This is a genomic window from Pseudotabrizicola sp. L79, assembly GCF_036553525.1.
Taxonomy (GTDB): domain Bacteria; phylum Pseudomonadota; class Alphaproteobacteria; order Rhodobacterales; family Rhodobacteraceae; genus Pseudotabrizicola.
In genome coordinates, this window is sequence record NZ_JAZHDA010000055.1 from 1 (window position 1) to 13,200 (window position 13,200).

Genomic DNA, 13,200 nt, shown 5'->3' on the forward strand with positions numbered 1-13,200 from the left:
GCCGTGCGCCAACAGGGCGGCCACTTGCTGAAATACGTAGTCAAAATTGAAACCTTAAGCTGAAAAATGATGTGCAATATCGCGGTATCTTCCAGAAATCACGTAATGAACATGTGCTGAAATGGTGAATAAAATGCGACATGTGGTTTCTACCCGGACCTGTCGAAGAAGAGCCGGACTATCTGCCGCCCGGGCCAAGGGCGGAGCCCAGTGAAACCTCGATCGTTTCGGGCTGGATCAAAGCAGAGGCCGCTTGCGCAGCAAGCTTGGCGCGAGTCGCAGGACGGCTCGGAGCCTTGGACGACCGCCTCCGACGCGGACCAGAGGGATGGCGGCACCGGCTGGCATTGCTCGAGGCGGCAGATCTGAGCTGGTTCCTCGGTGACCGTGTGGGCCCCGACCGTCTGGCACTCTGGATTTCCTTGCGCCTGTCGGGCGTGCAGGATGATGCCGGCGCGCTGGCGCGCCTAGGGTGGGCAGTCCGGCGCCTGACGGGAGGGCCGGGGCCGGAGGACGATCTGTCCGGTTTCCTCGACCGACGGGACGCCGAGACAATCACCGAGGGTGCCGAACCTTTCGCGGATCGTGCGTCCGCTTGGCTTGACATTATGCAGGCTGCGCGTGCCTTGCACCCGATCACCCGGGCCTGCATGGGGTTCCATCTCTGGAGCCTCGCCGGCCTCGGGCAGACTGGCGACCGGATGGAATCGGCGGTCACCGCAGGACGGATCGCGGCAAGCGAGAGTAGGGGAGCAGTCTTCGCTCCGCTCGCCATGGGCGGGGCAGGGGGCTTGCGCGCAGGTGGCGCCCCTGCCGAGCGGCTCGTTCGCTGGCTGGACGGCATGGAAACGGCGTGTCTGTCCGCAATGCGCTACCTGGACGACATTGAGGACTGGTCAGCGCGAGCGAAGTCCGCGACGGTCAGTTTGTCGGGGAAGACGCCGCCCGCTTTGTGTCGGGCGCTGACTGAATGGCCGATGGTCTCGGCCCCCATGGCACAACAGCTGACTGGTAGTAGCCGAGCCGCCGTGCAGCGCAACCTGGCCTGGATGGAGGCGCAGGGGTTGATCCGCGAGGTGACAGGACAGGGTCGGTTCCGCATGTGGAAGGCAGCGTGACGTCGCGCCCCTGTTTCAGCTGTCGGACTTCGGGATATAGGTCACACTCGGCAGCCCCTCGAAATGCGCATCGCAAGTGAGAAGCGTCGCGCCGCGAGAACGCGCAGTTGCGAAGATGATCGCATCGGCGGTGGCCAACTTGTAGACGCGGCAGGCCTCGGCCGCCGCGAGGGCTATCTCGGTGTCGAGTGGGACGACCTGACAGACTTGGGTGAAGGCGATCACTTGGTCCGCCTTGTCTTCACCCAATTCACGGGTCAGCCATTTCGCGAGCTCCAACTGGACCATGGTCGGCACCAGCCAGTCGGACTGCTGCGGCAAATGCTCGGTGAGCCGGTCCGAAGTGCTTGAGCCGATCAGCCATTCGATCCATGCGGAGGAGTCAACCAGGACCATCAGAAGCGGTCAGTCCGGTCACGATATTCCGTTGGCACAGCCCCACGCGCAAGGCCCTTCAGCGCCTCGCGTTTGGGGACTGGCACCAGCAGGACACCCGTACCTTTCGGAATGAAGGCAAAGGTAAGCCCTGCCTCCCAGTGCTGGGCCGAGCGGATCGCCTTGGGGATCGAGATCTGGAATTTCGAGGACAAAGTGGCGGTCTCGGGCATTGTCGTACTTTCTGCTGATCGTTGCTGAAAACGTAAGATAACCGATGTGGGATTTCAAGCCTTCGCCTCTCGGACCTGTTGCGGTGGTGAGCGCTGCCTTGCGTTCTCGTCTCATGGTTCAACGCGTGATCTCGCCTTCCAGAACCGCCTGGCCGTGCACAACCAGTGTCGCCGTGAACGTTGAGCAGCCGTGTTGGGCCGAGATTGCGAGCACCCGTGCGGCATAGGCGGCCGAACCGATGGCGCGGCGTAGATCGGAGGCATGGAAGTGCCGGTTGGTCATGGGGGCCGCCTTGATCAAATCAAGAATTGCTCTCTCCTGAGGCGTCGGATTGTGGCCAGCGACGCCGCGCAATTCGCCCGCAGTTGCCTGGTTGGGTTTCGTGGCCCGCCACTTCCGCATGAAGCCCAGCAAGTACCCGGCCGGCACTTCGGCGTTGCCCCTTGCCTGGTTGAAGGATCGGAACGCGTCCCAGATAACTTGGGTATCGACATCCCAGCATGGCAGGGCGGTCTTCGCCGCCTTGATCAGATCGCCCCAAGGGGTTCGGTGGACGTTGGATGCAACCTCGATTTCAATCTTCCCGGCGAACATCATTTTGTTCTTAGACTCTCTAGATAGTGATGTGTCATCTGCAGGCGACACATGATCTGGCTCGAGCGCAAGGTTATCCACAGCGCCAAAGCGAAAGAGCCAAGGGGCGAACTTGCCGTGTGGCTTCCACCGAAAGAGCTCAAGGGCCGAGGATGCCAATTCAGCCAGCAGGAGATTCAAATGCTGGCGCGACACGCCCATCTTGTCGGCAAGGCTGCCGAGCGTGAACGCGGCCGTCCCGCGCTCCAGGCCGTTGTAGCCATCCTTCCAGGCGATCCCATCGAGGATGATCGTCGCGAGCTTGTGCGCCGCCGTGGAGAGTGGCGTTTCGGTGATGCGGCGCAGGATGGCACCGGTCGTGAGTTCCATGTCATGTCGTTCCGTCTTGGGACAACACCAGTCCATTAGGCGTGCAGAATTTCGTTCCGGCAAAGGTATTTGCCGGTTGAACGGGTCCAAAGCTCGCGCTAGATTACCACTACCACGAGGAAATCAGTGCGGCGTCGGGCCTATGGTCTGGCGTCGTTTCTGTTTCTGGGTGTCTCAGTCTTTCGATCGTGCCGGAGAGGCTGGAAGATCAGGTCATCAGTAGCGCACCTCCTCGAAGCCGTAGGTGCCCTCGTAGTCGGTCCAGTCGACGAAGACGCCTCGGAACCAGTAATCGGAACAACTTGTCCCCGGGCGGAACGCTGATGCGGGGGGAACGCGGGCTGGCGTGGACCTCGCCCAAGCGAAGTCACCCTGCTCGCCGTAAGTGCCCTCGCGGATTGTCGACCAGGTGTTGCAGTCACCGTCCCTATTGCGGTGGCGCCGGTACTCGATCTGAAACACATGGATCGAACGCACGAAGTCGTAGGCCGGATCGGAAATGTCGACGTCCGCCCGGTCTTGGACCAGATAGAGCTCGGCAGGGCTCTCGCCCCGTGACTGCGGGAGCAGTCCGCCTTTCCCAAGCAGCGCGATCTCAAGCAGCCGCTCCATTGGGGCTTTGTCCCGGTTCAGGGATGCCCGCATCGGGCAGTTCCAGATCTGCAGCGGCGGCTCCACCGGCCAGGGCGTGATCCGCGCGATGAACACAGCGCGGGCATGGGCACATTCGGCCGAGGCAGGCCAACCACCTGCGAGGCAGAGAAGGATCGCGCAGTCGACCGGGTAGGCAGTAGCGGGCGCCGAAAGAGAAACTGAGACGGCAGTCACTGCGACGGCGGCCACAGCTCGTATGGAGTTCATTGCTGGTTTCCTTGTGAAAGATCCGGGAGGGGAGGGGCGGGAAGACCTGATCTGGCGCGATCACCCGTCAGGCTCCGGGCCGAGGGACTGGTAGTCGCGGATGACGCGGTTGATCTCTTCGGACACCTCCGATCGCGCCGCATCCAGACAGCGCAGATAGGCCTGCGACTCATCGAAATAGGCCGTGAACTCCTGCCCGATCTCCACGCGAAACTCGGCACGCGTGGCGGCATCCGTAACCGGCGCGGGCGGGATCGGCGGCAGGCAGTCCAACGCCGTTTCGCTCTTGGCGACCCCGCCGACTGGCATCGTGAGCAGGGTGACGACAACGAGGCAGGTGCGTCGGGAAGTGAGGAGGGGCATCTGAGTTCCTGGATTTCAAAACATGTGCATGAATTGCAAAACACCTCTATTGACGCAATAGGATTCTACCGCTAGTAGTGCCGTCACGTTGCGCGACGACATGTTTCTCATCAGCGCGACATGCACTATGTTCTACCGTGAGCGTGTTGCTTCGGAAGGTGCCAACCCATGAGGAACTTGACCCCGGTGATCTTGCAGGCCGGACTGAAGGAGGCCCTGACCGAAGGCGGCATCGTCGAAGCCCTATGTATCGAGGACGCAAAGAAGGTTCTCAATGTCTGGCAAGGCACGTGGCGCATCCAATTGCGCCTTGGTGACCAGACAGCCCTTCTGGTGATCTCGCGCGGGCTCGAACCCCGGGAGTTCAAGACCGTGACAGGTCTCATCTCCTTCGCGGTCGAGTTGGGTCTGACCACGGTCCCCGTTCCTTTGAAGAAGGGCGAGAAGGCGACCTGGACCCATGACGCGAAGGCGGACCCTAACTCGTGATCTGACCCTCTGCGGCGGGCTGGCGCTCTGGCTCATTGGCACACAAGGTGCAGTCGCAGAAGTCATCGATCTTGGGGCAGGAGCTGAGGACCTGCAGGTTCGGGCCAGCGTTCTCGATTTTGGCAAGGAGCTTCCCAAACGTGGCGATCTCAGAGGTACTCAGCCCACGGATGAGATTGGGACCGATGTCGATGACGAAGGTCTCGTTGTGCTCGCGTCCTACGGCACGCCCGGGAAAGGCAGAGGGCTGCGTGGCACGGCCGAGATCGAGGACCTCGTACTTGATGTGGGCGACGACTACCTCCGCCATCCTGCGCTGAAAGCGGCAGGGCTCTCCGGGACCGAATGGCTCGCGCTCTTCCGGGCCAACATCGCAGTGGAATCTGCTTTCAATCCGGATGCACGCTCATCGGTGGGGGCCATCGGGCTTGGACAACTGATGCCAGGAACTGCCGATTTGCTCGGCGTCGATCCCCATGATCCCGAAGACAACCTGCGCGGCTCGGCCCGTTATCTCCTCGCGCAACTCGAGGACTTCGGTGCCGCCGATCTTGCGCTCGCCGCCTACAATGCTGGACCCGAAGCGGTCTGCGACTATGGCGGCATTCCCCCTTATGCCGAAACCGAGGGCCATGTGGCCAAGGTTCTGCGGCTGACCAACGCAACCCTCAGTTCGGAGTAACTCCCATGTTCCGCAATCTTCTTGGCGCGCGTTTGCCGCGCCTGGCTTTGCACACCCTTTTGCTGGCGCTGCCCTTCGCGGCGATCCTTGCGGAGCCCGCTCTCGCGCAGAACCTCGACCCGCTGGAAAACATGCTTCAAACGGTCGTCGATGCGCTGACCGGCCCGATCGGCCGGCTGATCGCCATCCTCGCCGTCGTGGCTGCGGGCTACATGATGTTCACCGGCCGACTGAACTGGCCGCTGTTCCTCGCGATCTTCTTCGGCGTGGTCCTCGTCTTCTCGGCCGCGACCATCATCGACGGCTTTGCGGCCCCCTGAGGCAGGATAGGCAACAGGCCGGGTGGCTTCGTACACCCGACCTGGCCGATCCCCCGGATATTCCCCATGCATGACGCGCCCCTGTTCCTCGGCCTCACCCGGCCGCCGAAGATCTTCGGCCTGCCCATCGGCTACTTCGTGAGCCTGATGCTGGGCTCGGTCATCCCCTTCGTTGGGGCGAACGACTGGCGGTTTCTGCTGATCGGGATCGTCGGCTATCCGGTCCTCTGGTTCGTGGCAGACCGCAACCCAAACCTCTTCGAGACGGTCGCGGTGGTCTTTTCCCGGACCCCGCGCACGCGAGGCAAGTCGGCCTTTGACGGAGATCGCCATGTCAGCTGACCTCAAATCCCTCTTCCCGGCAACTCCGGCGCTTCGATCTGTCTTGCGGTCTGAGGATCTCGCAGCCGAGACCCTCGCCCGGCACTTGCCCTGGCTCTCCGCACCCGCGGACAATCTGATCCTGACCCGGCAAGGTGACCTGATCGCCTCTGCCGTGGTCGAGGGTCAGGACAGTTTCACGACGGAAGAAGGGGACCTCTCGCTCGCAACCACCTCACTTGCGCGGCTGGTTGGCCAGTTGGGCGAAGGGTTCGGGCTCCATGTCTCCAAGCTGACCCTGCCGGACGCACCACATCTGAAACCCTTTGATGGCGAGGGCACTGGAGCCGCCTTTGCCTCCATGGTTGACGCCCGCTGGCAAAGACATCTCCGTGCCCGCACCCTGAAACGCCGCGTGCTGATGGTCTCGCTCATCCTGCGCCCCACAGCACTAAAACGGGCACCTCTGATCGGAGCTCTCTTCAAGGCGGCCTTCACGGGCGATCTTGGCCAACGGATCGAGCGGTTGAATGAAGCGATGGGGCTCCTGGCCGGGGCCTGCCAGGGCCTGGGCTTTCGGCGCCTGAGCATCTCTTCCGGGGAATGGCTTGGGTTATTGGGTGTCCTTCTCGGGCAGCCGATGGTCAAGGTCCTGCCGATAAGCGGCCAGTTTCTCAGCGAGGCCATCGCGTCATCGCAGATGACCTTTGCCGGGAAGCGGGTGGAAATCGATAGCGGCGCAGGGTGGCGCTTCGGGACGATCTTCGGCGTGAAATCCTATCCGGCCCGAACCTGGGCGCGGATGCTCGACGCGCTGGAACTGCCCTACGAGATCGTCATCACCAACAGCTTCACGCCCGCCCGCAACAACGAGATCGAAGAGCGCATCAAGCGCACGGCGCGCCAGATGCGCGCCTCCGAGGATGCCGCCGAAACCCTGCGTCAGGAACTCTACGAGGCTGCGGACAACGTCGCCTCAGGCCGACAGGTCTTTGGCAAACATCACCTGACGGTCATGGTCACGGCCGAGACCCCGGAACGGCTGGAGGAAGCTGCCTCCGAAGTCTGGCGTGCGGGGCAGGACTGCGGGGCGACCCTCGTTCGCGAGAGCTTCGCCGCCCGCGCGGCCTGGTTTGCCCAAGCCCCGGGCAACTGGGCCTACCGCCCACGCACAGCACTTTTGTCTGCCCAGAACTTCGCCCATCTCGCGGCACTCCACCGGGTGACCGAGGGCCGCCCCAAGGTCCAATCACCCTGGGGCGAGACGATCACGGCGTTGCCGACGGTGACCTCGAGCCTCTACCGCTTCAATTTCCACGACAAGGGCGAGCGGGGTGCCGAGCCGAGCGCCGGCCACACGCTGGTATTGGGCCGCACCGGGTCGGGCAAGACCCTCGGCACGGCTTTCTTGATGGCGCAGGCGCGGCGCGTACATGCCCGCATCCTCGTCATCGACAAGGACCGTGGCCTCGAGATGGCCGTGCGTGCTCTGCGCGGCAGCTATTCCGCGATCCGGATCGGCGAGGCGACAGGCCTCAACCCGTTCCAGACCGAGGTCGACGAACGCGGGGCGGCCTGGCTCACCGACTGGCTCGGTGACATCCTTGCGGGAGCTCGACCGTTCGAGACGGCCCAGACCGTCAGCCTCAACGCCGCTGTCCGGCAGATTGTCATGGCCGATCCGCGGCTCAGGACGTTCGATGGCCTCGCCACCCTCGTCGCGTCAACAGACGACGAGGGCGATCTTGTGGGCCGGGTCCGGGAATGGGGGCAGGGGGGTCGGCATGGCTGGCTCTTCGGACCCGGGGCCACTTCCCAGATCAGCTTTTCCGAGGATGTGGTCGGCATCGACATGTCGGAGATCCTCGATCTCGGGACCGAACGCTCGGCGCTTCTGGCCTACCTCTTTCGCCGCATCGAACGCGTGATCGAGGATCGTCGTCCGACCCTCATCGTCATCGATGAGGCCTGGAAGATGCTCGACGATCCGATCTTCGAGAAACGCCTGCACGACTGGCTCGTCACCATGCGGAAGAAGAACGCCGTGGTGATGATGCTGACTCAGACACCCACCCATCTGACCCGGGTCAAGGTTGGGCAGATCATCGCGGAAAGCGTGGTGACGCAACTGCTCTACCCGAACCCGCGTGCCAACCCAGAGGATTACCGGATCCTGCGGCTGAACGAGAAAGAGGCCGAGTTTCTCTGCACGCCCACCGGTGGCCTGCGCCTCGCTCTCCTGCGCTCAGCCGGAGACTCGGTCTTCGTGAACATGGATCTCGCGGCCCTCGGACCTGCACTCACCGTTCTCGGCGGCGGTCGATCCGGCGAAGACCGCGCCCCCTACGGCTGGCGCGATGCCCCCGATTTCTGGAAGGACATGACGTGACCCGACGCAACCGCCTGATCCCCCTTTCCCTTCTCGGGATCACCCTCCTTTCCGCCTGCGCCGGTGTCGAGACGGGGGCCGTCTCCCCTTGCCACGGCCGGTTCCGGGCCGAGGGCAAGTATTTCGCGGCGCGGGAGCAAAGCGATGGCACGACAGTCATTGTCTCGACGATGAACGCGCCCGACACGCTCTGCGGGAACTGAGCCACCGCATGCGTCGCGCCCCCCTCCTTCTCGGCCTTCTCCTCGGCTCCGCCATGCCAATGGGCCTTCTGGCCCAAGGCGTGCCGATCATCGACGGCTCGCGGCTGTCGAACTTCATTTCGCGTCTTGTCGAACAGGCCGAGGACGCCGTGAAGCAGGGGGAGAAACTCGCCACGCGCACGGAACTGAGCGAGATCGAAGACGAGCAGCTGGCCGCCTATGAGCGTTTCCTCGCAGATACGACCGGCGTGACCGACCTCAGTGGCTTCGAGATGGGGACTGGGTCCTTTCTGCCTGCCGATGAAGTCTATCCTCTTGAGGAGACCAGCCCCGAAAGCCAGCGGCTCTTTGGCGAAGGCGAGACGGTCGAGGCAATGATCATCGCGACAGCGGCGCGCTATGAGACGCACCCCGGTGTCGTGAAGGTCGGGCTTACGCCCACGACCTGGCGCATTCTCTTCCAGTCGCTGGTGAAGCAGGAGAGCGGGTTCTCCAACGCGGCGATCAGCCCGGTCGGAGCCATGGGCTTTTGCCAGTTGATGCCCGGCACCGCCGCTGATCTCGGCGTCGATCCGACCGACCCGCTGCAGAACCTCGATGGTGGCGCACGCTATCTCGCGACCCAGCTCAACAGCTTCGGCCGGATCGACTTCGCGCTTGCGGCCTATAACGCTGGGCCGGGCAACGTCCAGAAATACGGCGGCATCCCACCCTTCGAGGAAACCCAGAACTACGTCCGCAGGATCTCGGGCTACTACGACGCCTACCTCTTGGTGATCACTGGCGCGGACGTAACCGGCACTTTGGCGGGGGTGGAGGGTGCAAGTGCCGAATGGGGCAACATGTCTTCGGCCTTCATCGGCTATTCCGGCCAGCAGTCGGGGCAGATCGAGGCGGCGATGGCCCGGATCAAGGGGTTCCTGGAAGAGGCCAAGCCCCAGACCCCGAAACAGGCGGTCGACCAGAACACCTACATGCTCGCCGAGCGCGCCCGCCTCATGGCCCTGACGCTTCGGCTGCGCGCGGGCGCCGTCAAGGTCGAGGCGGCCCGTGGGCTTTCCGAAGCCGCACAATCCCTGCAATACACCACCTTCTGGGAGTACACTCCGTGAGACCTGCCGTCCTTCGAACAAGGGCGCGTCTCGCGCTCGCCGTCTGTGCATCGCTTCTGGCATCACCTCTTCTGGCACAAGGCGTGCCCGTCATCGACGGCACCAACCTCGCCAAGAACATCGAGCAGCTTCAAGCAGCCCTTCGCGATGCAGAAAACCAGATCGCGCAGATCGAAGAGCTGAAGAAGCAGGTCGAGACCGGTCTCGAGCAGCTGACCAACCTCGAAGGCATCCTCGGGTCGATCTCGGGCCTGAACGAGATCGCGAGCCTGTACAATTCGGTGGAGGACCTGCGCTCACGGGCGGCCAAGATCACCGATCTCTCCGGTTTCCAGGATGCGCTGACCATCGGGGATTTCGACGGGCTTCTGGACAGCTTGCTCGATGGCGACGTGACCATGGGCGACAAGATGGCCGCCGAGTATATGCGCGACACGCTGGAAGGGGCCGGGCTGACCTCGGAAACCCTTGCCGGGCTGTCGTCATCGGAGAACCCGCAAGACAAGCTCATCGCGATGACCGCGGCCACGAGTGCCACGGCCATGGGCGTGGCGCAGCTCTCCTACGAGGAAGCAGCCCAAAGCTTGGCACGGATCGACGGTTTGGTGGCCGAAATCGCCAATCAGGAGGGCCTGAAGGAAAGCATCGACCTCAACACCCGGATGGCCGCCGAAACCAGCTACATGCTCGGCCAGATGTGGCGGCTGAACGCGGCTGCAGGGCTGGCCGCCGGGCAGACAGGCGTGAACTGGGCCGCAGAGCAGGCCAAGGAAAAGAGCTTCTTCGACTATTCGGGGGCCGAATGATGCGGCGGGCTTCTCACCACGTCGCGGCGGTTGTTGTCATGGTCTGCTTTACCAGCTTCGCTGCTGCGCAAGACATCGCCACTTTCAGTGACGTTCAGCTGGTCGAAGAAACCCGGGAAGCGGTAGGCGCGCAGGATGCGGAGACCGTGCTGGACCTCCTGACCGAGATGCAGAGGCGCGGTACCGGCATCTTTGCTGCCGCTGAGTGGTCTTCCTGCGAAGAGGTGATCGACCTGCCCGAGAGGATCACCGATTGGAAGTTCCGCGCAGTGGCTCGGCAGGCCTATTTTCGCGTAGCGATGTCGCGGCGGCTTGAAGAAGGCTCCTGCGCTTGCCTCTTCGACGGCTTCAGCTTCGACGCCTTCGTAACGGCCGCCTTGGGCAAGTCGACGGCAGAACTGACCGATGCAGACCGTCCGGCGCTGGAACGTATCCGCGATGAAGATCGGCGTGCAACCGAGGCGCGGTTTCGCGAGCTTGAGCAAAGCTGCCGGGCCAAGTGATCCATGGCCATCATCGCCGACATTCTGACCCAGGTCGATGCCGCCGCAACAGCGGTTGGCGCTACGGCATTTGATGCTGTGGCAGCCGAGATTGTGCCGGTCTTCCGGGTCGGGTCGGTCCTGGTGGTGGCTCTGATCGGGATCAACCTGATGGCACAAGCCGTGCCGATGACGCTGCGCAACGGGCTCGGCCTCATGGTTCGGATCACGGTTGCTTCGGCGTTCTTGTCGTCCTGGACCAACTTCAATGCGGTCTATGGCGTTCTGACCAACGCCCCGAGTGAAATCGGCGCGGTCGTGATGAACGCGTTTGGGGATGGGTCGGGCAATCTCTACGAGGGTCTGGATGCCCTCTATCTGCAAGCCCTCGATGTGGGTCAGGCGATCAGCCAGAACGGCAGCTACATCACCGGCGCCCTCGCGGGCCTCCTGATGTTTCTTGTGGCAGCCCTCATGGCGACCGTGTCGATCATCGTGATCTCGGCCGCGAAGATCATGATCGGCGTCCTCGTCATCTTCGCGCCGGTCGCAATTGCCTGCACGCTCTTCAAGGTCACCGCCCCGCTCTTTGACCGATGGGTGAACCTCGCCCTCGGCTTCGCGCTCTACCCGATGCTGACGTCCGGAATGGCGGCGTTCACGATCTACATCGCGGCGGACCTCACCCCGGCCTCCCTCGCCTCGGTGGAAACCATCGGCGATGTCCTGAGCTTCGTCGTCGTCATGATGCTCGGAACCGGCCTCATGGCCATGGTGCCCACGATCGCACAGTCCCTCGCGTCGACCGCGACCGGTCTCGGCAGCGTCGCGGCCTCGACCTTCCGCACCGCCGACAGCGTCAAGGGTTACGGCCGCACCGGCATCGCGTCCGGGATCGGCGCAGGCCGAGGAGCGGCTGGATTGGATGCCGGTGGTCGGCGTCCCTCGGACGCTCGCCTCAACGGCAATACCGCCGGACAGATCGGGCGGTCCGCTGTTCAGACCGCGATGCGGCTTGCGAACCGGACACCGGACAAGAGCTGATGTTCCAGAATTCGAGAAGTGGAGGACCGCCCATGGAGGCGCATGGATTTGATGTCGATCTCGTTCTGGAGCCCCGCCTCTCGGCCCGGCGTGCCTGGATTGTCGCGAGTGCCGCAGGCGGGCTGAGCCTGATCCTTGCGACCGCCTTGGTCCTCGTTCTGCCCTTGCGGGAAACCCAAGTCTTCACCGTCCTCGTCGATCGCCAGACCGGTGACGCCGAAAACATCCTGCAGGTCGCCCCCACCGGAATCGAGGACCAGGAAGCGCTGAAGCAAAGCCTCCTCGTGGCCTATGTCTCAGATCGTGAGGGCTATTTCCTTGCCGGGATTCAAGCCCGCCTCGAAAGCGTCCAGCGCCGCTCGACAGGGGGTGCCGAAGAAAGCCTGCGGCTTCTCTGGTCGAAGGGCGGCGGCAATACGGCTTACCCGCCCGATGTCTATGGGCCCGGGGCGGAAGTTACGGTGACCGTGCGCCGGATCACGTTCCTTTCGCCGAACGTCGCCCAGATCCGCTTCCTGAAAACCCTGCGCAAGACGAAGCAGGATCCGGTGACCCAGCCCTTCGTCGCGACGGTCGAGTTCGCCTTCGAGCCAAAGACCGAACGCTCCCTTGCCCATGTCTGGGAAAACCCGCTCGGCTTCACCGTCTCGGCTTACCGCGTCGACGCCGAAACCCTGGAGACCAATCCATGACCCGTTTTCTCCTCCTCCCGGGCATTGCCTTCGCCTGTGCCCTCGGCTTTGGGAGTGTTGCCACCGCCGAAGTCGCCCCGGCGTCGATGGGCGCCGACGCCCGTGTCCGTTCGGTCCTCTACAACCCCGTCGATGTCATCCGGCTCGACACGCATCTGCGCGTGAACACCGCCATCGAGCTGGGCGCCGGCGAGCGGATCGATTCCGTCCTTCTCGGCGACAGCGAGGCCTTTGAGGTCGAGGTACTGTCGAACCGGACCACGGTTTCCGTGAAACCCCTGATCGCCGGGGCCGAGACCAACATGACGATCTACACCGGGCGGCGCACGATCTCGCTGTCGATCAGTGAGGGCCGGTCCCGCAACCCGACCTACCGGCTGGTCTTGCGCTATCCGGAGACTGGCACCAGCCGGACGACCCGCAGCACGGTGGCCGCAGGCTCGCGCGACATCGGCTATGCCTGGTCGGGCGACGAGACCCTGAAACCCGTCCATATCTGGAACGATGGGCAGGCGACTTATTTCGCATTTGCACCAGGTCTCCGACCCTCGATCTTCGGCGTCGATGCGACGGGCCGCGAGGTGACGCTGAATTCCGGCACGCGGGGCAGCATCGTCCGCGTCTCGGGGCTGCGCGCGGCCTATTCGATCCGGATTGGCGGCCAGGTTCTGTGCATCGAGCGGGTGGATGGGGGCGTGACCACCGATCCGACCCTGCTCGCGAAACTTCAGGCATGGGAGTTCTGA

18 protein-coding genes are annotated in these 13,200 nt (G+C 63.4%); 13 read left to right on the forward strand and 5 right to left on the reverse strand.

What is annotated here, in order from left to right; all coding sequences use genetic code 11:
- Positions 1-140: 140 nt before the first annotated feature.
- Positions 141-1,118 carry a hypothetical protein gene (locus V3C85_RS17875; protein ID WP_331796840.1) on the forward strand — a complete coding sequence of 326 codons (978 nt, stop codon included), beginning with the start codon at positions 141-143 and terminating at the stop codon, positions 1,116-1,118.
- Between the two features lie 15 nt (positions 1,119-1,133).
- On the opposite strand, the gene V3C85_RS17880 is transcribed toward V3C85_RS17875, so the two are convergent.
- From V3C85_RS17880 to V3C85_RS17900, 5 genes are all read right to left on the reverse strand, one after another.
- Entirely contained in the window at positions 1,134-1,514 is a 381-nt protein-coding gene (locus V3C85_RS17880; RefSeq protein ID WP_331796841.1) for a type II toxin-antitoxin system VapC family toxin, read from the reverse strand.
- A complete protein-coding gene (locus tag V3C85_RS17885) occupies positions 1,514-1,726 on the reverse strand; it encodes an AbrB/MazE/SpoVT family DNA-binding domain-containing protein (RefSeq protein WP_331796843.1) in 213 nt (70 codons plus the stop codon). The genes V3C85_RS17880 and V3C85_RS17885 overlap by 1 nt, the downstream gene beginning before the upstream one ends.
- 118 nt (positions 1,727-1,844) lie before the next feature.
- Complete coding sequence (locus tag V3C85_RS17890) at positions 1,845-2,690, reverse strand: hypothetical protein (RefSeq protein WP_331796844.1); 846 nt, start codon at positions 2,688-2,690, stop codon at positions 1,845-1,847.
- A 216-nt stretch (positions 2,691-2,906) separates the two neighbouring features.
- On the reverse strand, positions 2,907-3,551 hold the full coding sequence (locus V3C85_RS17895; RefSeq protein WP_331796845.1) for a hypothetical protein: 645 nt from the start codon (positions 3,549-3,551) through the stop codon (positions 2,907-2,909).
- 60 nt (positions 3,552-3,611) lie between these two features.
- Positions 3,612-3,914, reverse strand: coding sequence for a hypothetical protein (locus V3C85_RS17900; protein ID WP_331796846.1), 303 nt, complete (start codon positions 3,912-3,914; stop codon positions 3,612-3,614).
- Positions 3,915-4,082: 168 nt separating this feature from the next.
- On the opposite strand from V3C85_RS17900, the gene V3C85_RS17905 reads away from it, so the two are divergent.
- The 12 genes from V3C85_RS17905 to V3C85_RS17960 all read left to right on the forward strand — a co-directional run bounded on the left by V3C85_RS17905 (position 4,083) and on the right by V3C85_RS17960 (position 13,200).
- Positions 4,083-4,403 carry a hypothetical protein gene (locus tag V3C85_RS17905; protein ID WP_331796848.1) on the forward strand — a complete coding sequence of 107 codons (321 nt, stop codon included), beginning with the start codon at positions 4,083-4,085 and terminating at the stop codon, positions 4,401-4,403.
- Positions 4,375-5,085 (forward strand): lytic transglycosylase domain-containing protein, encoded by a 711-nt coding sequence (locus V3C85_RS17910; protein ID WP_331796849.1) that lies wholly within the window; start codon positions 4,375-4,377, stop codon positions 5,083-5,085. The genes V3C85_RS17905 and V3C85_RS17910 overlap by 29 nt, the downstream gene beginning before the upstream one ends.
- Positions 5,086-5,090: 5 nt before the next feature.
- Positions 5,091-5,405: a TrbC/VirB2 family protein gene (locus V3C85_RS17915; RefSeq protein ID WP_331796851.1), complete on the forward strand. Its 315-nt coding sequence runs from the start codon at positions 5,091-5,093 to the stop codon at positions 5,403-5,405.
- A gap of 66 nt (positions 5,406-5,471) precedes the next feature.
- Positions 5,472-5,747 carry a type IV secretion system protein VirB3 gene (locus V3C85_RS17920; RefSeq protein WP_331796852.1) on the forward strand — a complete coding sequence of 92 codons (276 nt, stop codon included), beginning with the start codon at positions 5,472-5,474 and terminating at the stop codon, positions 5,745-5,747.
- Positions 5,737-8,115, forward strand: coding sequence for a VirB4 family type IV secretion/conjugal transfer ATPase (locus V3C85_RS17925; RefSeq protein WP_331796853.1), 2,379 nt, complete (start codon positions 5,737-5,739; stop codon positions 8,113-8,115). Before V3C85_RS17920 ends, V3C85_RS17925 begins: the two co-directional genes overlap by 11 nt.
- Positions 8,112-8,318 carry a hypothetical protein gene (locus V3C85_RS17930; RefSeq protein ID WP_331796854.1) on the forward strand — a complete coding sequence of 69 codons (207 nt, stop codon included), beginning with the start codon at positions 8,112-8,114 and terminating at the stop codon, positions 8,316-8,318. The genes V3C85_RS17925 and V3C85_RS17930 overlap by 4 nt, the downstream gene beginning before the upstream one ends.
- Before the next feature lie 8 nt (positions 8,319-8,326).
- A complete protein-coding gene (locus V3C85_RS17935; protein WP_331796855.1) occupies positions 8,327-9,430 on the forward strand; it encodes a lytic transglycosylase domain-containing protein in 1,104 nt (367 codons plus the stop codon).
- A gap of 83 nt (positions 9,431-9,513) precedes the next feature.
- Positions 9,514-10,236 carry a type IV secretion system protein gene (locus V3C85_RS17940; protein ID WP_331796856.1) on the forward strand — a complete coding sequence of 241 codons (723 nt, stop codon included), beginning with the start codon at positions 9,514-9,516 and terminating at the stop codon, positions 10,234-10,236.
- Positions 10,233-10,739 (forward strand): hypothetical protein, encoded by a 507-nt coding sequence (locus V3C85_RS17945; protein ID WP_331796857.1) that lies wholly within the window; start codon positions 10,233-10,235, stop codon positions 10,737-10,739. Before V3C85_RS17940 ends, V3C85_RS17945 begins: the two co-directional genes overlap by 4 nt.
- 3 nt (positions 10,740-10,742) lie before the next feature.
- Positions 10,743-11,762, forward strand: coding sequence for a type IV secretion system protein (locus tag V3C85_RS17950; RefSeq protein ID WP_331796858.1), 1,020 nt, complete (start codon positions 10,743-10,745; stop codon positions 11,760-11,762).
- 32 nt (positions 11,763-11,794) lie between these two features.
- Positions 11,795-12,454: a virB8 family protein gene (locus tag V3C85_RS17955; protein ID WP_331796859.1), complete on the forward strand. Its 660-nt coding sequence runs from the start codon at positions 11,795-11,797 to the stop codon at positions 12,452-12,454.
- On the forward strand, positions 12,451-13,200 hold the full coding sequence (locus V3C85_RS17960) for a TrbG/VirB9 family P-type conjugative transfer protein (RefSeq protein WP_331796860.1): 750 nt from the start codon (positions 12,451-12,453) through the stop codon (positions 13,198-13,200). The genes V3C85_RS17955 and V3C85_RS17960 overlap by 4 nt, the downstream gene beginning before the upstream one ends.

Excerpts from the sequence above, each read along its gene's own strand:
- V3C85_RS17875 (WP_331796840.1), top strand. The coding sequence starts at position 141 with ATGTGGTTTCTACCCGGACCTGTCGAAGAAGAGCCGGACTATCTGCCG.
- V3C85_RS17880 (WP_331796841.1), bottom strand. The coding sequence starts at position 1,514 with ATGGTCCTGGTTGACTCCTCCGCATGGATCGAATGGCTGATCGGCTCA.
- V3C85_RS17885 (WP_331796843.1), bottom strand. The coding sequence starts at position 1,726 with ATGCCCGAGACCGCCACTTTGTCCTCGAAATTCCAGATCTCGATCCCC.
- V3C85_RS17890 (WP_331796844.1), bottom strand. The coding sequence starts at position 2,690 with ATGGAACTCACGACCGGTGCCATCCTGCGCCGCATCACCGAAACGCCA.
- V3C85_RS17895 (WP_331796845.1), bottom strand. The coding sequence starts at position 3,551 with ATGAACTCCATACGAGCTGTGGCCGCCGTCGCAGTGACTGCCGTCTCA.
- V3C85_RS17900 (WP_331796846.1), bottom strand. The coding sequence starts at position 3,914 with ATGCCCCTCCTCACTTCCCGACGCACCTGCCTCGTTGTCGTCACCCTG.
- V3C85_RS17905 (WP_331796848.1), top strand. The coding sequence starts at position 4,083 with ATGAGGAACTTGACCCCGGTGATCTTGCAGGCCGGACTGAAGGAGGCC.
- V3C85_RS17910 (WP_331796849.1), top strand. The coding sequence starts at position 4,375 with ATGACGCGAAGGCGGACCCTAACTCGTGATCTGACCCTCTGCGGCGGG.
- V3C85_RS17915 (WP_331796851.1), top strand. The coding sequence starts at position 5,091 with ATGTTCCGCAATCTTCTTGGCGCGCGTTTGCCGCGCCTGGCTTTGCAC.
- V3C85_RS17920 (WP_331796852.1), top strand. The coding sequence starts at position 5,472 with ATGCATGACGCGCCCCTGTTCCTCGGCCTCACCCGGCCGCCGAAGATC.
- V3C85_RS17925 (WP_331796853.1), top strand. The coding sequence starts at position 5,737 with ATGTCAGCTGACCTCAAATCCCTCTTCCCGGCAACTCCGGCGCTTCGA.
- V3C85_RS17935 (WP_331796855.1), top strand. The coding sequence starts at position 8,327 with ATGCGTCGCGCCCCCCTCCTTCTCGGCCTTCTCCTCGGCTCCGCCATG.
- V3C85_RS17945 (WP_331796857.1), top strand. The coding sequence starts at position 10,233 with ATGATGCGGCGGGCTTCTCACCACGTCGCGGCGGTTGTTGTCATGGTC.
- V3C85_RS17950 (WP_331796858.1), top strand. The coding sequence starts at position 10,743 with ATGGCCATCATCGCCGACATTCTGACCCAGGTCGATGCCGCCGCAACA.
- V3C85_RS17955 (WP_331796859.1), top strand. The coding sequence starts at position 11,795 with ATGGAGGCGCATGGATTTGATGTCGATCTCGTTCTGGAGCCCCGCCTC.
- V3C85_RS17960 (WP_331796860.1), top strand. The coding sequence starts at position 12,451 with ATGACCCGTTTTCTCCTCCTCCCGGGCATTGCCTTCGCCTGTGCCCTC.